Source organism: Neisseria sp. P0019.S002 (genome assembly GCF_051957155.1).
GTDB lineage: Bacteria > Pseudomonadota > Gammaproteobacteria > Burkholderiales > Neisseriaceae > Neisseria > Neisseria perflava.
In genome coordinates this window covers 168,177-191,433 of sequence record NZ_JBQCWS010000003.1, presented here as the reverse complement: position 1 = coordinate 191,433, position 23,257 = coordinate 168,177, and the positions used below count along the sequence as shown (strand labels likewise).

23 protein-coding genes and 2 pseudogenes are annotated in these 23,257 nt (G+C 47.8%); 6 read left to right on the top strand and 19 right to left on the bottom strand.

Annotated elements, in window-relative coordinates; genetic code table 11:
* Positions 1-184 precede the first annotated feature (184 nt).
* From cls to ACTHTY_RS06225, 10 genes and pseudogenes are all read right to left on the bottom strand, one after another.
* Positions 185-1,678, bottom strand: a complete 1,494-nt coding sequence (gene cls / locus ACTHTY_RS06270) for a cardiolipin synthase (protein WP_440366823.1) — start codon at positions 1,676-1,678, stop codon at positions 185-187.
* Positions 1,679-1,833: 155 nt separating this feature from the next.
* Positions 1,834-2,424 carry a phosphatase PAP2 family protein gene (locus ACTHTY_RS06265; protein WP_070589190.1) on the bottom strand — a complete coding sequence of 197 codons (591 nt, stop codon included), beginning with the start codon at positions 2,422-2,424 and terminating at the stop codon, positions 1,834-1,836.
* Between the two features lie 217 nt (positions 2,425-2,641).
* Positions 2,642-3,703, bottom strand: a complete 1,062-nt coding sequence (gene hemE, locus ACTHTY_RS06260; protein WP_440366821.1) for a uroporphyrinogen decarboxylase — start codon at positions 3,701-3,703, stop codon at positions 2,642-2,644.
* A 135-nt stretch (positions 3,704-3,838) separates the two neighbouring features.
* Positions 3,839-5,062, bottom strand: a complete 1,224-nt coding sequence (locus tag ACTHTY_RS06255; RefSeq protein ID WP_440366820.1) for a heme biosynthesis protein HemY — start codon at positions 5,060-5,062, stop codon at positions 3,839-3,841.
* Positions 5,059-6,330, bottom strand: a complete 1,272-nt coding sequence (locus ACTHTY_RS06250) for a uroporphyrinogen-III C-methyltransferase (RefSeq protein ID WP_440367034.1) — start codon at positions 6,328-6,330, stop codon at positions 5,059-5,061. The genes ACTHTY_RS06255 and ACTHTY_RS06250 overlap by 4 nt, the downstream gene beginning before the upstream one ends.
* 216 nt (positions 6,331-6,546) lie before the next feature.
* Positions 6,547-7,182 (bottom strand): annotated as a pseudogene (locus ACTHTY_RS06245) (uroporphyrinogen-III synthase); the annotation flags it as partial.
* Positions 7,183-7,254: 72 nt separating this feature from the next.
* A complete protein-coding gene (locus ACTHTY_RS06240) occupies positions 7,255-8,031 on the bottom strand; it encodes a ferredoxin--NADP reductase (protein WP_440366819.1) in 777 nt (258 codons plus the stop codon).
* 85 nt (positions 8,032-8,116) lie between these two features.
* Positions 8,117-9,883, bottom strand: a complete 1,767-nt coding sequence (gene msbA / locus ACTHTY_RS06235) for a lipid A export permease/ATP-binding protein MsbA (RefSeq protein ID WP_440366818.1) — start codon at positions 9,881-9,883, stop codon at positions 8,117-8,119.
* Between the two features lie 228 nt (positions 9,884-10,111).
* The gene (gene thrC / locus ACTHTY_RS06230) at positions 10,112-11,521 is read right to left on the bottom strand and encodes a threonine synthase (RefSeq protein ID WP_440366816.1); all 1,410 of its coding nucleotides are present in this window, start codon (positions 11,519-11,521) and stop codon (positions 10,112-10,114) included.
* A gap of 86 nt (positions 11,522-11,607) precedes the next feature.
* A complete protein-coding gene (locus ACTHTY_RS06225; RefSeq protein ID WP_295862015.1) occupies positions 11,608-11,982 on the bottom strand; it encodes a hypothetical protein in 375 nt (124 codons plus the stop codon).
* Between the two features lie 151 nt (positions 11,983-12,133).
* Here ACTHTY_RS06225 and ACTHTY_RS06220 point away from each other — a divergent pair, with 151 nt between their 5' ends.
* From ACTHTY_RS06220 to ACTHTY_RS06200, 5 genes are all read left to right on the top strand, one after another.
* Positions 12,134-13,441: a replication-associated recombination protein A gene (locus ACTHTY_RS06220; protein ID WP_440366815.1), complete on the top strand. Its 1,308-nt coding sequence runs from the start codon at positions 12,134-12,136 to the stop codon at positions 13,439-13,441.
* A 186-nt stretch (positions 13,442-13,627) separates the two neighbouring features.
* Positions 13,628-13,843 (top strand): hypothetical protein, encoded by a 216-nt coding sequence (locus ACTHTY_RS06215; protein WP_003679777.1) that lies wholly within the window; start codon positions 13,628-13,630, stop codon positions 13,841-13,843.
* Positions 13,815-14,240 carry a low molecular weight protein tyrosine phosphatase family protein gene (locus tag ACTHTY_RS06210; protein WP_234394521.1) on the top strand — a complete coding sequence of 142 codons (426 nt, stop codon included), beginning with the start codon at positions 13,815-13,817 and terminating at the stop codon, positions 14,238-14,240. Before ACTHTY_RS06215 ends, ACTHTY_RS06210 begins: the two co-directional genes overlap by 29 nt.
* Positions 14,241-14,422: 182 nt before the next feature.
* The gene (locus ACTHTY_RS06205; RefSeq protein ID WP_440366813.1) at positions 14,423-15,724 is read left to right on the top strand and encodes a hemolysin family protein; all 1,302 of its coding nucleotides are present in this window, start codon (positions 14,423-14,425) and stop codon (positions 15,722-15,724) included.
* Between the two features lie 58 nt (positions 15,725-15,782).
* The gene (locus ACTHTY_RS06200) at positions 15,783-16,130 is read left to right on the top strand and encodes an RNA ligase family protein (RefSeq protein ID WP_314577344.1); all 348 of its coding nucleotides are present in this window, start codon (positions 15,783-15,785) and stop codon (positions 16,128-16,130) included.
* Positions 16,131-16,506: 376 nt separating this feature from the next.
* Here the strand turns inward: ACTHTY_RS06200 and ACTHTY_RS06195 are convergent, their stop codons facing one another.
* Positions 16,507-16,926: a DUF6911 family protein gene (locus ACTHTY_RS06195; protein ID WP_440366811.1), complete on the bottom strand. Its 420-nt coding sequence runs from the start codon at positions 16,924-16,926 to the stop codon at positions 16,507-16,509.
* Complete coding sequence (locus tag ACTHTY_RS06190) at positions 16,923-17,372, bottom strand: cytidine deaminase-like fold-containing protein (RefSeq protein WP_440367033.1); 450 nt, start codon at positions 17,370-17,372, stop codon at positions 16,923-16,925. The genes ACTHTY_RS06195 and ACTHTY_RS06190 overlap by 4 nt, the downstream gene beginning before the upstream one ends.
* A 204-nt stretch (positions 17,373-17,576) precedes the next feature.
* On the opposite strand from ACTHTY_RS06190, the pseudogene ACTHTY_RS06185 reads away from it, so the two are divergent.
* A pseudogene (locus ACTHTY_RS06185) lies at positions 17,577-17,843 on the top strand (IS30 family transposase); the annotation flags it as partial.
* A 101-nt stretch (positions 17,844-17,944) separates the two neighbouring features.
* Here ACTHTY_RS06185 and ACTHTY_RS06180 read toward each other — a convergent pair.
* From ACTHTY_RS06180 to ACTHTY_RS06150, 7 genes are all read right to left on the bottom strand, one after another.
* Positions 17,945-18,250 carry a hypothetical protein gene (locus ACTHTY_RS06180; protein WP_049332487.1) on the bottom strand — a complete coding sequence of 102 codons (306 nt, stop codon included), beginning with the start codon at positions 18,248-18,250 and terminating at the stop codon, positions 17,945-17,947.
* Positions 18,251-18,276: 26 nt separating this feature from the next.
* On the bottom strand, positions 18,277-19,167 hold the full coding sequence (locus ACTHTY_RS06175; RefSeq protein ID WP_039863638.1) for an NAD(+) kinase: 891 nt from the start codon (positions 19,165-19,167) through the stop codon (positions 18,277-18,279).
* A gap of 26 nt (positions 19,168-19,193) precedes the next feature.
* Entirely contained in the window at positions 19,194-19,766 is a 573-nt protein-coding gene (locus tag ACTHTY_RS06170; RefSeq protein WP_004519967.1) for a ubiquinone biosynthesis accessory factor UbiJ, read from the bottom strand.
* A 50-nt stretch (positions 19,767-19,816) separates the two neighbouring features.
* Complete coding sequence (locus ACTHTY_RS06165; RefSeq protein WP_440366810.1) at positions 19,817-20,590, bottom strand: SDR family oxidoreductase; 774 nt, start codon at positions 20,588-20,590, stop codon at positions 19,817-19,819.
* An 89-nt stretch (positions 20,591-20,679) separates the two neighbouring features.
* A complete protein-coding gene (locus ACTHTY_RS06160; RefSeq protein WP_440366808.1) occupies positions 20,680-21,321 on the bottom strand; it encodes a TetR/AcrR family transcriptional regulator in 642 nt (213 codons plus the stop codon).
* 18 nt (positions 21,322-21,339) lie between these two features.
* Positions 21,340-22,380: a UDP-N-acetylmuramate dehydrogenase gene (gene murB, locus ACTHTY_RS06155; protein WP_440366807.1), complete on the bottom strand. Its 1,041-nt coding sequence runs from the start codon at positions 22,378-22,380 to the stop codon at positions 21,340-21,342.
* 46 nt (positions 22,381-22,426) lie between these two features.
* Positions 22,427-23,200: an LEM-3-like GIY-YIG domain-containing protein gene (locus ACTHTY_RS06150; protein ID WP_070714017.1), complete on the bottom strand. Its 774-nt coding sequence runs from the start codon at positions 23,198-23,200 to the stop codon at positions 22,427-22,429.
* Positions 23,201-23,257 lie beyond the last annotated feature (57 nt).

Below are 23,257 nucleotides of genomic sequence, written 5' to 3'. Positions count from 1 at the left end.
ATTATCAATTGGTTTGTTAATGGTTAAATTTTGTAAATTATTTTTGGTGAGAATATGTTGAGGCTTATTTTTCTGAAACGAAAGAGAAGGGATGAGTTGAATATTTATTGATAATAATATTGTATATAAGTGTTTTAAAAGGCCGTCTGAAAAGTATTTTTCAGACGGCCTAAATATTTATGTTTTACAGCAAAGGGCTCATCAGGCGGACGGCATTTTCTACGAGGCCGCGGAGTTTGGAGCGTTGTTGCCATGATTTGATGGCAATGTAGCTGCTGTTTTTAAGGTAGCTGCGCTGTAGGTAGCAGATTTGTTTAGTGGTATCGCGATCGTAGATGGCGAGGCTGATTTCGAGGTTGAGGAAGAAGCTGCGCATATCCATGTTGACCGTACCGAAGAGAGAGTAGTCTTCATCAATGGTCATGGTTTTGGCATGTAGAAGACCACCTTCAAACATGGCGATTTTGACACCGGCTTCCAGTAACATAGGGTAGTAGGCGCGTGAGGCGTAGCGCACCATCAGTGAATCGACTTTGGCAGGCAGTATCAGGGTCACTTTGACGCCGCGTTTGGCGGCAACGGTTAATGCCATGAGAAGCGGCTCGTCGGGGACAAAGTAGGGGGTGGTAATCGTGATTTGTTTAGTGGCGGCATAGATGGCGCTGATGATGGTTTCGTAAATAACGAAGCTGCCTTGCTCGGGGGCGGATGGAATGATTTGGGCAACAATATCGCCTTGCTGCATTTTTTCAGGAAGGATTTGGGGCAGCAGGCTTTGGGCTTGATTGAGGTATGTTTGTACGTTTTGGAGGTTTTCATCGGTTTCGACGGCGAGGTCGGCGAAGAAGACGGCAGACAGTTCCAAAACCATAGGCCCTGTACAGCGCATCATGGCATCTATCCATTCGCCGACGCCTGAATTTTGTTTGAAGTAGCGCGGATCGACGAGGTTGAAGCTGCCGGTGTAACCGATTTTGCTGTCGATGACGAGGATTTTACGGTGGTTGCGCAGGTCGGTGCGCGTGAATAATGTACGCCAGATGCCGACAGGTAAGGAGGTATGTACTTCAACGCCTGCTTGGCGCAGTTTCTCTACCCAATCGCTTTCAAGAAAGCTCCTGCTGCCGACGGCATCAGCCAGTATGGAGCAGTCTACGCCTCTGGCTTTGGCGGCAAGAATTTCATTTAGAATTTCTTCAATGCGGCCTTTGGGTTCGATAATGTAAAAGGCCAACAGGCAGGAATGGGCTGCGGCGCGTATGTCGGCAAGCATACTGTCGATGATGGTATCGGTGGTCGAGAGCAGGCTCATGGCGTTGCCTTTGGTGGCACCCAGCCCCGTTCCTTTTTCGGCAACTTTACTGATGCCGTGGTAACGTGATTTGACTTGGTCGGCAATGTCGAGATAGATATCGGCTAGATGGGTGGCGGCAAAGTTGCGGTAGAAGCGGTTCATTTCGCCGGTACGTTTGGCGCGGGCCGTGCCGAGACGAGGCTCGCCGATAAGGATGTAGGCGATGGTTCCGAATACGGGGAAAAGGAAGAGGATAATCAACCAGGCGAAGGTTGAGCCGATGTTTTTTTGTTTGTACAACACGCGCAGCATGCAGGCGAGTGCGGCGCAGGTGTGGGCGAAGATAAAAATCTCGGTCCAGGTGATGTCTTTTAAAAAATTCATATTCGGTAGCGGGAGTGGATGTGTTTTTAAGTTTGAAGGTGTCAGCTGATAAGCTTCAGATATTAAGTATATAGAAAAACCGTCTAAAAACAAATTTACACGATAATCGTGTTTTTGCTTTCAGACGGCCTTTTTGATTAGATAGTCTTTTTACGTTAAACCACTAAAAGATAGAGCCAATAGGCAAATCCACCCAGTGCCGCACCGGCAGGCAAGTCAATCAGGTAATGCTGTTTGGTAAACACGCAGGATAGTGCGATAAGGATAGGGAAAAGGAATGCGACAATGCCTAAAGATGGCAATGCGTGCAATGCGGTCAGCATGGCAACGGAAACATGCATGCTGGGGAAACAGTTGCTGGCTTGGTCGAACTTTTGCACAAATTTTAAAAACCATTCGGATGGTGTTTTACCGGGATTGATGCTGCGCCAATGGGGTGGGGTAGAAACAGGGAACAGCCAGAAGAATAACATTTGCATAAACAGCAACATCAGAAAGCTGAATGCCATCATGTTGAAATGGCGGTGGTTGGTGGCGATAAGGTTGAGATAGAGAATAGCTGGGTAGTAAAGAAAACTATATACCCACGACCAACGCGGGCGGAATGGGATTTTTTCGTCTATTGGAGAATTCCAAACAATCTCTTTGCGTAAAGGATGGCGTTGGGTATAAAAGTAAAACTGATAAGCGCCGATAATCATCACGCCGCTTAATATCAGATTGACCAAATAGTCTTGGAAGGTCATGGTGTATGTTCCTAAAAATAGGTTTTATTTGAAATGAATGTATGAATTTAAAAGAACGACATCATACCCATCTTTTGAAATATGTAAAATAATTTTCTCGATTTCTAAAAAATATAGTGTCAATTAAAGAAGATTAGTTGTTTTGCGGTTAATTCTAGCTAAAAGGCCGTCTGAAACCTGTTTTGGGAATTTTCAGACGGCCTTTGAGTTGCTTTAATTAACGGTGATACTGACGGGACAATTCGTGTACGGTATCGACCAAGATTTTGGCGTGTTCCGGATTGGCGTGTTGGTTGATGCCGTGTCCGAGGTTGAATACATGGCCGCTGCCGTTGCCGTAGTCGGCAAGGATGCGTGCGACTTCGGTGCGGATAGATTCCGGTGTGCCAAAGAGGGCGAACGGATCAAAATTGCCTTGCAGGGCAACTTGTTCGCCGACGCGACGGCGGGCTTCACCGATGTTACAGGTCCAGTCCAAGCCTAATGCGTCTGCGCCGATTTCTGCCATGCTTTCCAGCCATAAGCCGCCGCCTTTCGCAAATACGATAACAGGCACGCAGCGGCCTTCGCTTTCGCGTTTGAGTCCGGCAACGATTTGTCGGATGTACTTCAGGCTGAACTCTTTAAACGCTGCATCGCTCAACACGCCGCCCCAAGTGTCGAAAATTTGTACGGCTTGTGCGCCGGCATCGATTTGGGCGTTGAGATAAGCGGTAACGGCTTGAGCATTGGTGTCGAGGATTTTATGCAGCAAATCAGGGCGCGAATACATCATGGTTTTGATGGTGCGGAATTCTTTGCTGCTGCCGCCTTCGACCATGTAGCAGGCGAGTGTGAACGGGCTGCCGGAGAAGCCGATGAGCGGAACGCGGCCGTCCAGTGCTTTGCGGATGGAAGTTACCGCGTCAAAGACGTATTGCAGTTTTTCCATGTCGGGAACTTGCAGTTTGGCGATGTCGGCTTCGTGTTGCAAAGCGCGTTCAAATTTCGGGCCTTCGCCTTCGGCAAAATACAGACCCAAACCCATGGCGTCGGGGACGGTCAGAATGTCGGAAAACAGAATTGCCGCGTCTAGATCGAAGCGGTCTAAAGGCTGGATGGTAACTTCGGTTGCCAGCTCGGTGTTTTTGCACAAATCGAGAAAGCTGCCTGCGCGCGCGCGCGTGGCTTTGTATTCAGGCAGATAGCGTCCGGCTTGGCGCATCATCCAGATGGGCGTGTATTCGACAGGCTGTTTGAGCAGGGCGCGGAGGAAAGTGTCGTTTTTCAGAGCAGTCATGGTAGAGAGGCTTTCTGATTTGGTGTGTTGGACAAAGTTCAGACGGCCTTAGATATGTATTGAGGCCGTCTGAAATGATTAAATGGTTGGTTCTGTTGTAGATTTCATATTGTCGCTTAATGCGAAATCAGCACATCAATTTGGCTGAGGAAGGGCTGCCGGATGTTCTTCTTCGGCCACGCTTTCCAAAACCAGATTGCGTTGTTCTTGCGCTTTTTGCGGTTGATCGGTTTCATCAAACACGCGAGCCAAGACCAAATGTGCGGATACGCTGGGTTGCAGGGCGATACTGGCTTCGAGGTAGCCCTGGGCTTTGCCCCAAAGTTTTCGGCCGTAGGCCAGTTGGCCAAGATACATCAACAGCGGTGCATTGTCTGGTTGTTCCTGTAACCAAGAGTCTGCTAAGTCGATGGCTTTTTGTTGCTCGCGCTCGCTTAGGAAACGCACGGATTCGACAAATGCCTCCAAAAGCTCGGGCTGGTGGGTTTGCGGATAATGGGTTTTAACCCATTTGACTGCATCGGCATACAAACCCAAACGCTCGTATTTTTCGGCAATCGCGACGCACAATTCGCCAGACTTCACACTTTCGGGAATCTGTTTCAAACAGGCTTTCAGACGGCCTGCATCAGTTACTTCGCTTAAGAGGCGGCGATATGCCCAATTTTGATACTGTTCGGCTTCGTAATCGTTGATGGCGTCGGCTTTGACCAGTTTTTCCGCTTTTGCCAAGACATCTGAAGCATCGCCATGATCAAAGGCATAACGTAATTGCAGACGGACCAAGCGGCTTAAGTTGCTATTGATTTTTGCTGCTGCTTCAAGGTTTTGTGCGGCAGTCGGATAATCGCGGCGGCTCAGTGCAGATTCGGCCAGTAAAAGATGGCGGGAAAGCTGCTGTTTTTGTGGCAGCTGTTCGATTTCGTGCAGATAGCGGTCGCGTAATTCAAAGTTTTCCATTTGGTCGGCCGCGTGCGCGCCCAACATCAAAGCCAGGGTACGGTTGTCGCCTGCTTCTTTGTTTTGCAAGACTTTGGCGGCTTCTTGTTCGGCTTTTTCAAAACGGCCTTCAAAATATGCCAAACCTGCGCTGTTCAACGAGGCAGAAGCCTGACGGCCTTTGCGGGCGATGCCGAAGCGTTGCATACGCGCCGGAATGTTCAAGAGGCCGAACACGAATTTAATCAGGAAATACAAGACGAATACGCTCAACAGTAGGCCTAAAACAAAGGCATGCAGATTGATACGCAGCATGGTTTGTTCAACCACGACATACACGTTGCCGGTATAAATGCCGGAAGCCAACGCTAAACCGACGGCGGCGGCAAACAGAATGACAATCCAAACGACGGTTTTCATGCTTGCTCTCCTTTAATTTTGGCAGCAGGCTTGGTTTGGTTTTGTGGTTTGGAAGCTTCGGCGGCCGGTTCTTTTTTGTTTTCAGACGGCAAAGCAGGTGCTTCCAGAGATTGAGGGGCAGAAGCGGCAGCCGGTGCGGCAGTGGTGGCTTGCTCGGTAGTTGCAGCCGGAGCGGAAGCGGTTTTCTCGGCAGCTTGGGTTTGCGTAGCTTCTTCGGTCGTCATTTGTGTACGCGAACCTTCTTGATAAGCACGAACGGCGCTCAAGCTGGCTTTCAGGCTGTCGTCTGAGATCATGCGGACATCAAGGGCTTTGAGTTCGGCCAACTCTTTCAACCATGACTGGGTAGCAGGGGATTTGCTGTCGAAGTATTGTTTTACAGTTGCTTCAACGTTGTTCAAATCGCTTTGATACACTTCGCCGTTGTGTTGCAACAGGGCAATGCGCGCATCCAAAAGGCGCAGGCGCAGGTTTTCACGGATGAAGTAGGTTTGATCGGGCGAAATCAACATAGCGTCGTTGCTGTCCAGATGACGGACTTCAACCAAGCCTTTGAGGGCATTGAGGGATTTTTCCCATGTGTTTTCCCACCAAGTGCCTGAATTAGTGGCTTCGACAGGTGCGGCACCCGGTTTTAATACGCCGTCCAAGACTAAAGGCAGTCCGGAAATACCGGTTTCCAAACGGTCGATACGCAAGGCAGTAGCGGAAATATCGACATAAGGACGGTTTTTCAGCGCGGCCAAATCATTGCTGATGGCTTGTTTAACAGGGATAAGCTCAGGTTGTTCAAAACGGCTTAAGCGGCTGTCGATGTGTTCCAATACGCTGACCGCGCCTTGAAGGTTGCCTGACAGCATCAATTGTTGCGAAGCAGTGTTCAGCATGGATTCGGCTTCGTCAACCAGCCAGTTGATACGGCCTTTGAGTAACTCTTGATAAGCTTTCTGCGTTTGCAGGATTTGATCGCTATTGTTTTTTTGACCGTTGTTCAGGCGGTCTAACTCAGCCTGAATAGCGGTTTGGCGGTTGAGGTTGTCTTTTAAAAGGCTGGCGTTTTCAGATTCACCTAACGCGGCTTTGTCGATTTTTTGGTTGAATTCGAGCTCTTGGTTTTTTAAAACATTTTGACCCTGTACAAACAGGAATCCGCTCGCGCCTAGGCCAAGCAGTGCCAAGACGGTTGCACCTGCGGCCAAGGCTTTGCCGCCAGATTGTTTGATGATAACAGGGGAGTTGTTTTGTGGGAGATTGTTGGACTCGGGCATGCTCGCCTCCACTCGCTGAGGTTGGGTAGGTTTGATTTGTTCAGACGGCCTAGTGTTTTCAGAACGTTCAGGCGCCGGAGCTGCTGTATTGGCAACTTGTTGGGTATCTTTATTGTCTTCGACTGGGCTCACTGCTTGGCTCCTTTGTGGCATGGATGAAAGTGCAGCGGATAGAGAAGTGACGGTTTCTACATGTTTGGCACCGACGATGCGAAGCGCATCGGCAATGCGCGGATGGTGGGTAAAGTATAGCAAGGATTCGAAGAATCGGGAAAATTGCGGCGGAATCTGATGGAAAAATTCGCGCGCGATCTCGCCGGATGTAACGTAGGCGGCGGCGATGTCTTCGGTTTTAAAGTTCTGCCAATCGATGGCGTGTGGCCGTCTGAAATAGATTTCGGCGATGTCGATTTGGAAACCCAGTTCGGTCAGTTTGTCTGCTAGAAAATCACGGCCGCCATGACCTCGAATGATTAAAACTCGGGCATTGGGTGGCAGGTTTTTCCAAATAGGCATTCTCAAAACGGCTTCGCTGTCGTTGCCATCTTCGGGAGAGAATACGGGATAGGGGGAGAATTGTGCCAAAGTATGTTGGCTGGTTTGGCCGACGGTAATGTGTGCTCTGGGGCCGTCTGAAAAGTTCAGGTGCGGCGCTGCGGTTTCAATAGCGGTGGGGCTGACCCAAAACACGACATCAGCTTGCTTGAATTGTTCGGGGAGTTTTTTTAGCGCCGAACGATCCGCCTCTATTTCAATCGGACTCAATACCTGAGCCTGCCAACCGGCTGAATGGCAGGTTTGGATATCTTGTTGCGGACGATTGGACGGACGGATGATGAGTAGAGTAGGCATAATGTGGGATAAATTATTAAGGTTTAGGCCGTCTGAAAGAAGGGTTTCAGACGGCCTGTTGCCGGGGATACGTTATTGATCGACGAATGCGCGCTCAATCAAGTAGTCGCCGCGAACGCCGGTTTTCGGAGAAACGGTCAGGCCGAATTCGTCCAAGACGTTGCAGGTGTCTTTCAACATGGCAGGGCTGCCGCACAACATGGCGCGGTCGTCTTGTGGATTGATTTTAGGCAGGCCGATGTCTTCGAAGAGTTTGCCGCTGCGCATTAAATCGGTCAGACGGCCATGGTGTACATAGTCTTCGCGTGAAACAATCGGATAGTAAATCAATTTTTCTTTAACTAAGTCGCCCAGGTATTCGTGTTCGGGCAATTCTTTGGTAAAGCGGTCGTAGTATGCCAAGTCTTTTTTGTAGCGTACACCGTGAACCAAGATGATTTTTTCGAATTGCTCGTAAATTTCAGGGTCTTTGGTAATGCTCAAGAAAGGGGCGATGCCGGTACCGGTGCTCAAGAGGTAGAGGTGTTTGCCCGGATTCAGATCGCTGGCAACCAATGTACCGGTCGGTTTTTTACTGATGAGGACATCGTCGCCGACTTTAAGGTGTTGCAGGCGGCTGGTCAATGGGCCGTCTTGTACTTTGATACTGAAAAATTCCAGATGCTCTTCCCAGTTGGCGGAAGCCACGCTGTATGCGCGCATCAGCGGTTTGCCGTCTACCATTAGGCCAACCATGACGAATTGGCCGTTTTCAAAGCGCAAAGATTCGTCACGGGTGCAGGTAAAAGTGAAGTAAGCGTCGGTCCAGTGGTGTACGGACAAGACTTTCTGGGTGTTGAATGCTGCCATTGATATTTCCTGTCGGATAAGGCCGTCTGAAAAGGATAAGTTGGGGCGGCCGAGGTTAATAAAAAGAATGGAATATAGTGTTCAGCTACTTGCTTGCCGGTTTGGCTGATTTTTCGCTGAGGCTGTGCAGGTCGGAATAGCGTCCGCCTGCGCTAATCAATTCATGATGAGTGCCTTGTTCGACGACATTGCCTTCGTGCATGACAACGATGTTGTCGGCTTTTTCGATGGTTGAAAGTCGGTGGGCAATCACCAATGTGGTACGGTTTTGCATCAGGTTTTCCAATGCGGTTTGCACCAAACGTTCGGATTCATTATCCAATGCGCTGGTGGCTTCGTCCAAAATCAAAATCGGCGCATTTTTCAAAAGCGCACGCGCAATGGCGAGGCGTTGACGTTGGCCGCCGGACAGTTTTAAACCGTTTTCGCCGACTTCAGTGTGCAGGCCTTGCGGCATTTTTTGGATAAATTCCCAAGCATTGGCTGCTTTTGCAGCATTGATAATTTCTTCTTCACTGAATTTGTCAGCTTGAGCATAGGCAATGTTTTCAGCAATCGTACCATTAAACAGGACAACGTTTTGGCCGACAAATGCCATACGCCCTCGGAGACTTTCGAGCGTATATTCATGGATGTTGATACCGCCAATCAAAATATCACCTTCAGTTGGAGTAAGAAAGCGTGGCAGCATATTGGCCAAGGTGGTTTTGCCGCAGCCTGAGGCACCGACTAATGCGGTCACTTTGCCTTGAGGTACAAGCAGGTTGATGTGGTTCAAGCTGTTGCGTTCGGCTTCAGGATAGCGATGCACAACATCGCAAAATTCGATATCGCCAGGGTTTTGGCTGAGGATTTGTTTGCCTTCATTGCTTTCTTCGGGTTGATCCAAAAAGGTGAAGACACTTTCAGCCGCCGCCAAACCGCGTTGCAGAGACTGCATCACGCCGGTCATGCGTTTGATGGGATCAAACATCATGATCATGCTGGACAAAAACGACATAAAATCGCCTGCGCTGAAGCCTGAAAGTCCGGCTTGGCGGGCGGCTGCGTAAATAATTGCGGCCAGTGCAACCGAAGCCATTAATTGCGTAATGCCGGTACCGGCAGAGCTGGCGGAAACCTGTTTGAGTAGGTTGCGGCGAACATCGTCGGCAATACGGTTGAAGCGGCGATTTTCATAATCTTGACCACCGTAGATTTTCACAACACGTTCACCGTTGATGCTTTCGCCCAAAACCTGCATCAGCTGTCCAAGATAAATTTGGTTGTTGGCAGACAATTTGCGCAAGCGTTTGCTGACCGTTTGGATACATACGGCGACGATCGGCAAAATAATAAAAGTAATCAGAGTCAAACGCCAGTTCAGATAAGTCAGCAAGCCCAACAGGCCGACTACGCTCACGCCGTCTTTGGCAATCACGGTAATGACGTTAAATCCTGCATCGGTAATTTGGTTGACGTCGCTTAAAATGCGCGACATCAGACGGCCGCCAGTATTGCTGCTGAAATACGAAGTCGGCAGGTGCATCATTTTGTTGAACATTTCACTACGCAAGCGCTGCACCAAGTGGCTGGACAGATACGTCGTGCAATATTCGTTGATGAAGTTAAACAGGCCGCGAACGAAAAACAGCGCCACAATTGCCAACGGCAACCATGACATGCTTTTCATGTTTTTATCGACAAAACCTTCATTAATCAAAGGTTTGAGCAAGTAACCGAAAGCCGGCATCGTACCGGCGACAATCAGCATGGCCACTACGGAGACGATAAACATCTTCCAATAGCTTTTTAAATATCCAAGCAAACGCTTGTACAGCTCCCAGTTGGATGTGGCTTGTGTTGTCTGCATATCAATCCAGATTTAGAGCAAACATGCAATTCTAAACGAAAATATCTGTCATTACAATGTTTGCAATTGAAAGTCAAAAGGAGTTGGTATTGTTTTAACGTATTGATTTTATAATGAGAACGACTGTGATGCAGTTGGATTGGTAATAATATTGCCCACTTCTTAAACACCAGTCGCGGCCGTCTGAAAAAGTTTCAGACGGCCTCTTCAGTCGTCAAAGACAGCCAGTTAAGCCAAAGCTTCCTTAATGATGTCTTTTACTGTCGTTGCGTTATTGGGGACAACACGGACACGTTGCGGCAGGTTTTCCAAGCCTTCCAATGCGGCCGGACGGGGGATCGCAACTTTGCCGACCGCTTCATGGATGGTGGCTTCAAATTTGGCAGCCAATGCGGTTTCAAGGCAGACAATGGTTTCGCCGGCTTCGCGTACTTCACGCGCTACTTTGATGCCATCGGCTGTATGCGGATCAATCAATTCACGGTCTTGTTCGTAAACCTGTTTGATGGTGGCAAGGCGATTGGCATGGGTCGATTTGCCGGAAACAAAGCCATATTGTTGATGTACTTTGTTTAACATAAATTCCAAATTAAAACCTTTACCGGAACCTACTTCAGCCCATAAGGTTTTGATTTCGTCTGCATCGCGGTCCATCAGGTCAAACACAAAACGCTCGAAGTTGGAGGCTTTGGAAATATCCATAGACGGGCTGGAAGTGACGAGGGTGTGTTCGCTGTTGCGCGGGCGGTATGCACCGGTTTTGAAAAATTCGTCTAATACGTCGTTTTCATTGGTGGCAACAATCAAGCGGTGGATAGGCAGACCCATTTGGCGGGCGATATGACCGGCGCAGACATTGCCGAAGTTGCCGCTTGGCACGCAGAAGCTGACTTTTTCGTCATTGCTCGAAGTAGCATTGAAATAACCGGCAAAGTAGTACACGACTTGGGCGACAATGCGACCCCAGTTGATGGAGTTGACTGTGCCGATGTGGTATTTGGCTTTGAATTCGGCATCGTTTTGTACAGCTTTGACGATGTCTTGGCAGTCGTCAAACATGCCTTCAACAGCGATGTTGTGGATGTTGGCATCTTGCAAGCTGAACATTTGTGCGCGTTGGAATGCGCTCATTTTGCCTTCCGGAGACAGCATGAAGACATTGACGCCTTTTTTACCGCGCAGGGCATATTCGGCGGCAGAGCCGGTGTCGCCACTGGTGGCGCCTAAGATATTGAGTTCCTTGCCTTCTTTGTTCAATACATATTCAAACGCATTGCCCAAGAATTGCATGGCCATGTCTTTGAATGCCAAAGTCGGGCCGTTGGAGAGGGCTTGGATTTTGATGCCGTCTGAAAGTGTGCGCACCGGCGTGATGGCTTTTGTGCCGAATACTTCTTCGGTGTAGGTGCGGTTGATGATGTCGCGTAAATCATCAGCAGGGATGTCGGTGGCAAACAGGCTCATGACTTCAAACGCCAACTCAGGGTAGCTGAGTGTGCGCCATTGGTCTAAGGTAGCACGGTCGATCTGAGGGTATTGCTCAGGCAGCATCAAACCGCCGTCAGGAGCCAAGCCCATCAATAAAACTTCGCTGAATTGCTTGCGTGCGGTTGCACCGCGGGTGCTGATGTATTTCATGGTTTCTTCTCTATATATTTAAAATTCAAATAGAAAGTCAAAACGAATTCAGACGGCCTCGATATTAAAAAAGGCCGTCTGAACGATTATTTGTAGAGTCGTTTGAAGCAGGCGGTAACCGTTTTCGCGGTAACGGAAGCAATGGCCTGTTCGCGGGTTGCCGGGCTCAATACCTGCATCATTTCGGTTGCAGTCAATTGATTTGGCGCTTCTTCGCTGGCGCAGCCGCAGATTTTATTTTCCCATTCGGCTTGTTTTTCCGCGCTCATGGCCAAAGCGATGACGCGCCATTCGTTACGTTTGTTTAATTCGGTACGGCATTGGCTGTCTACCGCCATTTTCACTACGCTGCTGCCGATACCTGTACCGCTGCCCAAGCCGCCGAAAGATTCGCCGCCGGTAGCGCATGCACCCAATAAGAAAGCTGATGTAACAGTTGCTAAAAGAGTTTTTGAAGTCATGATGTTTCCTGTAAGCAAGGCCGTCTGAAACGCCCGAAGAGTTCTCAAAATAGCATGTATTATACCGTAATGCGGCCCGATATGTGAGTTTGCGAAACTGCCGTATAATGCTAGCAAGTTTTCTTTTCAATCAGCCAGCACGAAAGCCGCTATGTCCGACCTTTTCGCACGCCAACCCGAAGCCCCTTTAGCCGAACGCCTGCGCCCTCATTCTTTAGATGATGTCATCGGGCAACAGCATTTAATCGGCGAAGGCAAGCCGCTGCGCGTGGCAGTTGAGGGTGGAAAGCCGCATTCTATGTTGCTGTGGGGGCCGCCGGGTGTAGGAAAGACCACGCTGGCACGGATTTTGGCTCAGAGTTTCAATGCCCAATTTCTGCCGGTTTCTGCCGTATTTTCCGGCGTGAAAGATATACGCGAGGCAATCGAGAAAGCTGAAATTGCCTTGCAGCAAGGGCGCGCGACGATTTTGTTTGTTGACGAGGTACACCGCTTCAACAAAGCGCAACAGGACGCATTTTTGCCTTATGTCGAAAGTGGTTTATTAACCTTTATCGGCGCTACCACGGAAAACCCGTCATTTGAAGTCAATCCGGCATTGCTCAGCAGGGCGCAGGTGTATGTTTTGCAATCCTTGTCTTCAGACGACCTGAAAAAGCTGATTGCCAAAGTATTGGCTTTACCCGAATACCAAGATTTCATGATTGAAGCGGATGCGCAAGAATTGCTCGTGAATACTGCCGATGGTGATGCACGCAGATTGTTGAACTTGATCGAGCAACTTTTACGCGCTGCCGATACACGCCGTCTGAAAACCTTAACCGCCGAATTTCTCGCCGACAGCTTGGGGGCGCAAATCCGTCGTTTTGATAAGGGTGGCGAGAGTTTCTACAACCAAATCTCCGCCCTGCACAAATCCGTGCGCGGTTCACATCCTAACGCGGCATTGTATTGGTTCTGCCGTATGCTCAACGGCGGTACAGATCCGCGCTATCTCGCCCGCCGCATTGTCCGCATGGCATGGGAAGACATCGGCTTGGCCGATCCGCGTGCCTTAACGATTGCCAATGATGCCGCCGCTACTTACGAGCGATTGGGTTCTCCAGAAGGGGAACTCGCTTTAGCGCAAGCCGTGCTGTATCTTGCCGCAGCCGCTAAATCCAATGCAGGTTATAAGGCATACAACCAAATGCGCCGTTTCGTCAAAGAAAATGCCAGCGACGAAGTGCCTGTCCACCTGCGCAATGCGCCGACCAAACTGATGAAAGAATTGGGTTATGGACGCGAATACCGCTATGCCCATGACGAACCTAATGCCTACGCCGCTGGCGAAAGCTATATGCCCGACTGCTTGGACGAACCGGACTTCTACCAACCCGTTCCACGCGGATTGGAAATCAAAATCGGCGAAAAGCTGAAATGGTTGAAATCCTTGGATGAAGATGCGCTGGATGATTAAAACAATAAATGTGTCTCAAGTTTCAGACGGCCTTTGGCCATTTTGAGCGTAATAAATTGTTTAATATTGGCATTATATCTTTAATTTCGCTATAATTTTGTCATCCTATTTTCTTGCCGAATAATCGAATACATAAAAATCGCGGCTGCTGAACCCGATTTCCGAAACAAAATTAGAAAGCAGATAATGGACAATTTAGATCAAAGTCGTAGCCGTGCATGGCGACGACATCAAGAGCAACGCCCCAGTCATCGTGTACATGGCAAAAATCCTTTGAAATATAAACCTGAAAAAAAGTGGGATTTGATATATCTCCGCAGCAATAAAATCAAACGTGCACAAAAATTGGGTTTTATTTATCCGTTCAGACAGCATGAATTTGATGCTGAATGGTTTGACTAACTCAAAAGATACATTTTCGATTCAATCGAGATGGTTTTCACAAGGCGGATATTTTCCGCCTTTTTTAATTTTTATGAATGCACTTTTTATTTGTAGTCGTAACCAATGGCGCAGTCCTACCGCTGAAACCGTATTTCGACGTTATCCAAATGTACAGGCACGTTCTGCAGGGACCAGCCCCAATGCGCGGCATACTGTTTCCATAGACGACATCGCATGGGCGGATAAGATTTTCGTGATGGAACAAAAACATAAGAGCCGTCTGCTGGCACAGTTCCCCCGTGCTTTGCAATATAAGGAAATGATTGTTTTAGATATTCCTGATGATTACAGATACATGGATGAAGAGTTGATAGAAATATTGAAGGAAAGTGTCGTGCCTTATCTGTCTAGATAATGAGGTTTTCCTCAAGATTATCTGAAAAAATATGACTTACTTTTAAGTAAAATTTATTTCAATACCATCATTTGCTTCACGCATCACTGACAAATAAAACGCAAATCTAAGATCAAATTGAATTTTTCAGACGGCCTTTGCTGTTTGAATATTTTTAACCTATACCATACACACACATTTTCATGAATATTTTTGAAGCCTTACTATTATTGTGCCTGCTGATTGTTATTAGCGCATTTGTGTCCTGTTCCGAACTCGCGCTTGCTTCGGCACGCAAAATCAAATTGCAGGTCATGGCGAAAGACGGCGGCGATACGCGTGCGCTTGATGTAATCAATATGCAGCAGCAGCCGGGCAGTTTTATTACCGTCGTCCAAATCGGTTTGAACGCCGTCGCCATTCTTGCCGGTATTGTCGGCGAGGCGGCAATACGTCCTTATTTTGGCAAGCTGTTGGAGAACGCAGGCAGTTGGGGCAGCACAGTTGCCTCTTTGCTGACTTTCTCGCTGGTTACAGGCAGCTTTATTTTAATTGCCGACCTGATGCCTAAGCGTATGGCAATGACCCATCCCGAAGCGGTGGCGGTACGTATTGTGCGTCCGATGATGTTTCTGATTTTTATCTTAAAGCCCCTTGTCTGGGTTTTTGACGGGTTGGCAAACGCAATATTCAAACTCTTCAAAATCTCAACCGTCCGTCAGGAGCAGCTGACCTCGGAAGATATTTATGCCGTCGTTGATGCTGGTGCACAGGCTGGTGTATTGAAAGAACAAGAGCACTATCTGATTGAAAACATTTTCGATATGCAGGAGCGTACGGTCACTTCTACCATGAGCACGCGCGAATACATCGCCTATTTCGATAAACACGATGACAGCGATACCGTGTTGGAAATAATGTCGGACAAACCGCACAACAAATTCCTTGTGTGCGACGGCGATTTGGAACGCGTTATCGGCTATATCGAATCGCATACGTTGCTGACCTTATTTTTAAGAGAAAAAGATGTCCGGCTGACCGACAAGCGCGTGTTGCGTAAAGCCTTGTTTATCCCCGATACGCTGTCGCTTTACGATGTCTTGGAAACCTTCAAGACTTCTGGCGAAGACTTTGCCGTCGTAGTGAACGAATACGCGCTGGTGGTCGGCGTGGTAACGCTGAAAGATGTGATGAGCATTGTGATGGGCGAGCTGGTCAATACCGAAGAAGAGCCGCAAATCATCCGCCGTACCGAAGACACATGGTTGGTGGACGGCGCGACCCCGCTCGCCGATGTCATGCGTGCGTTGGATATCGAAGAGTTTCCCGATTCGGAAAACTACGAAACCATCGCCGGCTTTATGATGTATTCCCTGCGCAAAATCCCGAAGCGTACGGATTTTCTGGTTTATGCCGGTTATAAGTTTGAAATCATCGATACCGAAAATTTGAAAATCGACCAACTTTTGGTTTCTAAACAAGGAAATATGGTGGGGAAAATATAACAAGTCGCTGGGAATACTTGAAAAGAAAATTAAAAAATGAATAAAAAGGAAAAATATTATGACGACAACTGAACCTCAAAAATACGCCCGCAGCCTGCACGCGCCCATCAGCCTCGGTACCACCTCTGACGACCGTTTTATGCCGCGCGGCTTTCTTTCATATTTTGCCGAGCTGCCGAAATTGGTTTTAACCGAAAAATTAGATGGGCAAAACAACTGTTTTGCCGCGCACGGCCTCTATGCCCGTAGTCATACTGCACCTACCCAACATCCGTGGGATAAACCTTTGCTGCAACGATGGCAGCAAATCAAAGATGATTTAGGCGACCTCGAACTTTTTGGCGAGAAGACGAAGTCATCCACCGCGACAATATGGCGTCGCATGGGTAGGGAAGGGGAAAAGTAAATATATAAGGTCGTCTGAAACTCAAAAATGCGGTTTCAGACGACCTTTGATTTAGGCCTATGCAGGCTGTAGCGTGGGCAACGGTAGTTTGGGCAATCCCGCTTTCTATAGGCAAATTATGAACCAATATCCGAACATTGCCTCATGAGGGACACGATATTCAACGGGCAGTAAAATAATCTACGCCGACGACTGAGGAGAGTTCGAGCCGCCAAAATACTGCCTGTACTTCATAGACAGAAGGGATAAATCGAAAATCCTCAACCAGCTTTTGAAAGCCAATGTCCGCTACGGCGGACTGCAAACAGGTAAAAATAGCTTTCCAGTTGCGAATAGGCAATCGAATGAATGCCATACATAATATAGATGTTTTAAATTATATATCCATTAACTCATAAGAAACATTTCCGGTTTCTAGTAACTCAATAAATACTCTTTTAATAAAATCAAAGTCTTCTATCACCGAACAAGCTGGATAGGGTTCTCCCTCAAAGTAAACCAATCCAGGAGTACCATTAAAGTCAGATTTTGTTCTAATTAGGAACTCCCTATCTTTTCCATACTCAATTAAAGTAAATAAATATCTTTCACCGTCACATTGAACTGATAATCCTGAGATTCCAACTTCTGGCTCTGGGATAAACTCTAACCCCGCAGCCCCCTCATTTAGTTCAATATTATTAAGTATAGATATCATTTTATCTTTATCAATAGAAGATACTCTCTCCCTATTAGATGCTATAATCCAGTCCTTTCCTCTTTGAAATCCACAGGTAAAAAATAAATTATTTGTCATTTTTTTGGTTCCTTTATTGATCGTTGACCTTTAGACCAAACGTACACTTTGGGTAACTTAGTTCTATTATCTATTGCATAAACAGTAACAGATTTTAACCCAGCTTTTTCAGCAGCTGTAGCTATATCATTTTTACAATAATCACAAACATCCTTACCTTGAACATTAATGACCATACTTTTACCTTTAGTTACACCTCGGTCATAAGCCTGTTGAATAGCTCCTATTTCTGCATGAGCATTTTCCATATTACTATTTGGATAAGGCGAGCCGTTTTTTAAAGGCGGTTTCGCTGCCACATTTTCTGCAATTAGTGTCAGTTTATTTGGATCTGAAAATTTATCCGCCCTAGCCATCTGATTGGTATCAACATAAACCCTGCCATTAACATCCACTCTCGCAATGACATCAATCTTCTCAAGTTTTGTGCCTTGTGCTTTAAGCATTTCGTTTGATAGCTGCTCTTTTAATGGGATAGATTTAGCATTATTCTCCGCACCAGAAGAAATTTTAATCTTATGGTTTTCATATCCTTTTGTTTTCCCAACAATTGGCAATTTTTCGTTTGCATTGGCTCCTTTTGGCAACTTAGTTAAGGCTAGTCCCCCTAACCCCGCAGCTTCAGCAGCACCTTTTCCTACATTAGCTGCGAGTTCTACCAACACACCAAAATAACCAAAGCATTGAAAGCGGAGACTTATTTTTGCCGCCCTTACCATTCTTGGGAGAAAGGGCTGAATGAGAACACCAACGGACTCATCCGGCAATACTTCCCCAAACAAACCGATTTCCGCAACATCAGTAATCGGGAGATACGCAGGGTTCAAGATGAGTTGAACCACCGACCAAGAAAAACACTTGGCTACGAAACGCCAAGTGTTTTATTCTTGAATCTGTTCCAACCACTGATACACTAGTGTTGCACTTGAAATCCGAATCCAAGGCCGTCTGAAACAATCTAATGTTTCAGACGGCCTTTTTATGGAATCAGAAATTGCTAGAGCTAAGACTGAGACCTTTATTCGCAGCTCAAGTTTTTTGTTTTTTCGGCGAATGTATCCATGGCAATTTGGCACATGCGTTCACGTTGGCCTACGTCGGCGGCGGGCAGGATTTGGCGCAGGTATTTTGTGTTGTCACGTTGGAACGATGCTTTATCGCCTGCTTTTTGGTAACACGCATCTGCTCGGGTAAAGTATTGCTGGCAGATTTTCGGCAATTCTTCAAAGGACAAGGGTTTGCTTTTGTGCATGCCGTGCGCGGAGACGGATAGGGAGGAAAGGGCGCACAGCGCGATGATTAAGGTTTGGGAAATGGTTTTCATGGTAAGCCTATTTATTGAAGTGGTCTTTAAATCAATTGTTCGCCCCAATGCAGCTTTTGGCGCAGGGTTTTGAAGTATTGGTAATCGGTGGGATGGAGGACGCGCAAGGGATTGTGATAGCGGCGGATGATGATGCGGTCGAAGTTTTGCACGTCGATATGGGATTGTCCGTCAAAATGTGCGCGTGCGTCGCCGCTTTTGGTAATGAGGATTTCGATTACGCTGGTGTCGGAGATGGCAATCGGGCGGTTGGTCATGGATTGCGGACAGATAGGCACAAGCGTGAAGGCGTGCAGTCCGGCCTGCATGATGGGGCCGCCGGCGGCAAGTGCATAAGCGGTCGAACCTGTCGGCGTGGAAATAATCAGGCCGTCCGAACGTTGGGTATAGACAAATTCTTGATTGATAAATACTTCAAATTCAATCATTTGGCCTGCGCCGCCACGAGACAGTACGGTATCGTTGAGGGCGAGGGCGCGTTCGATGGTTTCGCCGTCACGAATGATGCTGGCTTCAATGAGGATGCGCTCTTCAGGCAGATATTTGCCTTCCAGTACGGGGCGGATGCCCTCAACCATGGTGTCGCGTGAGATTTGGGTAAGAAAGCCCAAGTGGCCTTGATTGATGCCGATGATGGGGACGGCGCGCGGGGCGACTTCGCGGGCGGCGGAGAGGAAGGTGCCGTCGCCGCCGAGCACAACGACGAGGTCGCAATATTTGCCCAGCTGGGCTTTGTTTACGGTTTCGCAGTATGCGGAATCTTGGATATAGACGCAGTGTTCTTCTACGCTCAATTCATCCAGATAGATGGTGAAGCCGTTTTCGCGCAGAAAAGAAACCAATGTGTGGACGGTATCTTGAATCTCGGGCGTATTGGGACGCGTAACGATACCGATGTTTTTGAATGGGCTTTTCATGATAGTGGCCGTCTGAAATTAAGTGTCTAATCTATCCAGATATCGCGCTCGAGGCGGTCGAGGCGTTCGTTTAGGCGGGCAACGTCGTCACGCAGTTTGTCCACTTCTTCCAACCATGCGGCAAGCGTGGCTTGGTCGATAACAGGGGATTCGGGTTCGCGTGAAAAGTCGCTGATTTGTTCGGCAATGCTTTTGCCGATTTTTTTCATGGTGCGGCCGATATCGCCGGCGCGCGAACTGATGCTTTCTGCGGCCACATGACCGAATACACGCGCCAAATCTTCGCTCGGATAATAGCGCAGTCCACCCAAAATAGGAAGGACGGACATGCCCAATACTAAGTCGCCTTCGAGGCTGATGTCGCCCACGCCGGGCTGGCCGCCTTGGAGGATTTTTTGGATGGCGCTGTTGTGGAATGTGATGTTGGTGTCGGCGGTTTCGTTTGCGGTTTCAAGAAAACCTTGTTCGCTGATGCGTCCGGTCAGTCTGAAACCGGTCAGGCTGATGCAGATGATGCTGCCTGCAAATTCAGACAGCTCGCGCTGTTGCTCTGGATTTTGCTGTATCAGGTGGTTGATAAGGGGAAATAGGGCGGACATGGTTTACTCTAAATGCCGTCTGAAACGGATTAATGGATTGAGTCGCAATTTTACAGGCTTAGCCCGTCTGCGCAAACGGTATTTACAATTTTGCCGTTGCTTTTGTCATCAACAATGAAATCAGGAGCTGGCAGGCCGAGTTTGGCCGCTTCGGCAGTATAAAATTCGGCCCGGCTTGGGTGGCGGGGTTCGACAATATTGCGGATACGCTTGCCGTCAGCTTGGCAGGCCGTCTGAAAAAGGACTTGGACGGCCAAGTCTTTATGAAGAATATTGACGGGTTGATTGCCACCTTGGATGCGTGTTTTTTGAACCAGCTTGGTAACGGGATGACGGTCGGCGGAATAAAGTCCGCCCAGTCGCAGTATGTCGATATGGGGGACGGCGCTTTCAAGCAAGGCTTGCTCGACCGTAAGGATTTGACGGGCGGATTCGGTTTGCGGATTGGGCGGCGTGGTTTCATCGCATACGCGTGCTTGGTCGCCATACACGCTGGTGCTGCTGGTAAAGATGATGTGTTGTACCTTAGATTGCTCGGCAAGTTGAATCCATTTTTTCAGGGTATCGGCGTAATGGTTTAATGACGAAGGCGGAAGCAGGCAAAACCATGTCGGCTTGTTGATGTGGTTTTGCCACAAGGCCGAACTGTGAAAAATATCGTTTTGATTCAAATCGATAATGTCGAGTTCAATCGGCAGATTGATGTCGTCGGAGGTCAGATTGCGTTTGATGGCGGCTACCTGACTGCCTTGCTCATAAAATTTCTGTGCCAGCGGCAGGCCGAGATAGCCTAAGCCGAGAATCGAAATATCGGGAAGGTGCATAAATAAAGCATCCGAAAATTAACAGGCCGTCTGAAAATAGCTTTAACTTGGTTAAAGCCACGTTTTCAGACGGCCTTTGTATGGAAAAATCAATGGTTGCTGCCGATTTTTTGGTCGAATTCGGCACGGTGTTCCGGCAGGAGGTAAGGGCGCAACAGGCTGAGTGTGCGGCTGATGCCCCGTACTTTGGAGTCTTCGGTCAACTTGGCGCGGCCGCGCAGGGAGCTGTCGAAGTCGAACCAGTATTTTGTCACCATCCACATATTGACGGCAAGGTCGTTCATGGCGGTTTGGTCTGCGCTGATGATGTTCAGGCCGTTGAGCTGGATCAGCAGGTTGACCAACAGCGGGGAAACTTTGGCTTGGGTAAAGGTATTGTGTTCGCCCAATAATTCGGCACTGCGGGCAAGCAGGGTGTTCACATCGCTGAAAAGGAAACGATATTCCCACATCACATCATAAATACCGGCCATGTAGTTGATGGAGTCTTCAACATTAGACGGCAACACGGCTTCGTTGAGGTAGGCAAGCAGGGCCTCGCTGTAACGTTTGAACAATTGGACGATGATTTCGTCTTTGTTGCGGAAATGGTAGTAGAGATTGCCCGGGCTGATGCCCAAGTGGGCGGCAATATGGTTGGTGCTGATATTGCGCTCGCCTTCTTCGTTGAACAAGGCGAGGCTGGCATTGATGATTCGTGTGTAAGTGTTGACTTTAGCAATGCGCGGCATGGGATACACTCCTTTGTTTTATAGGCTGTATGAAGTCGGCAGCCAGTTGGGTTCTGCGTGTAATTCTACCTGAAATTGAGTAAATACTGTATTACAAACATATTGTGCCAGCTGGTGGACATCTTGAGCGGACGCATTGTTTTTATTCACCAAAACCAAAGCCTGTCTGTCATGCACAGCCGCACCACCGATCTGATGGCCTTTCAGACGACATTGGTCAATCAGCCAGCCGGCCGCGAGTTTGATCGAACCGTCAGGCTGCGGATAGCGTGGCATATTGGGGTATTGCTGCAACAAATCGGCAGCTTTTTCGACGCTGACAACAGGGTTTTTAAAGAAACTTCCGACATTACCAAGTACGTTAGGATTAGGCAGTTTACTGTTGCGGATTGCACACACTGCGTCGGAAACATCTTTGGCTGTTGCTTCTCGGCCTTGGCTCAGTTCGGCAACCGCGGCCGCCAAATCGCCATAGCCCAAGTTCGGCACAAAATGCTCTTTTAATGCAAATACAACCGAAACAATCACATAACGGCCTTTGCCTTCCTGTTTGAACAGGCTTTCACGATAGGCAAAGTCACAGTCGGCATTGGAAAGCTCGACAAAGGTGTCCGTATCTAAATCAAAGCAGCGTACGCTATGGATAACATCTTTCGCTTCAACACCATATGCACCGATATTTTGTACCGGAGACGCGCCGACCGTGCCCGGAATCAGACTGAGGTTTTCCAGCCCGCTTAAACCCAGCCCAACCGTGTGCAAAACAAAATCATGCCAAATTTCCCCAGCCTGAGCCTCGATATAAACCAGGCCGTCTGAACGCTCAATTTCGCGTATTCCCTTGTTTTCCATATGCACGACCAGACCGGCATAGTCTTCCATCAAAAGGATATTGCTGCCGCCGCCGAGCCATAAAACAGTATCTCGGTTGAACTCGGGCAGTCTGACAATGTCGCGCAACTCGTCGGCATGTTTGAGTGCAACAAATGCTTGGGCTTGGGCTTTCAGGCCGAAAGTGTTGTAAGGGGTAAGGTCGGTTTGATATTGGATGGGTTGCATGATGATTTGTGATTTTGTGGATTCAGGTCGTCTGAAAACTTACTATTTAACAATTACGATAGGTAATGGGGTTTTGGGGGGCTTTATAGTTTTCTTGGGAAGAATAGGTCAGCTTATTCACGATTTCTTCATAAATGTCGGAGCCTTCTGGTAACGGCTTGCCTTCAAACATCCAACGGCCTTGAATAATATCGTCGGCAGAAATCCATCTTTCGATTTCATACACTGCCAATGTCCAGCCGCGATAGACTGCAACTGCATATTTTGCTTTTTCACGTCGGCTTCCGATTTTCCAATATTTCCGTGTGCGTTCGTAAATTTCCTTATCCCTATTGGCTTCAGGAATATTCCCTGATCTGATGTCTTTTTTCAGTTTCTCGTATTCATTATTAATCGTAATTAAAACAATAGGTTTATCAGTTTTCAATTCTTGCGCATCATATTTTCGTTTTAATTCGGACAAGCTCATCAATCCTACTTCAGAAGAATGCGTGCCGCCTTGAATATTAGTCAGCGGCTGCTGGCTCGGTTTGACTAAGGAGAGTAGGTCTATTGCCATCGCTTCATATTCAAAAGCCTGTTTGTCTGTTTGGATGTTGTGCCGCAGAATGTAATACACGGGTTGGTTTCCACTTTGATGTATTTCCCTAATCAAGGCAATTTTATCACTTGGCGTTTCTGTTTCTTGTAATGAACCTAGGGCATGATGGAAAACGCGATTGCCCACACCTTTACCTACATAGAAAATGTTGCCGTCTCTAGGGTCAATCAAGCAATAAACATAGTAAGCAAGTTTTTCTATAATAGAGGTTGAAAACATTTTTTTCCTTAAAAGTGAATAAGCCGTAAATGAAATATCAATGGAGGTCGTCTGAAA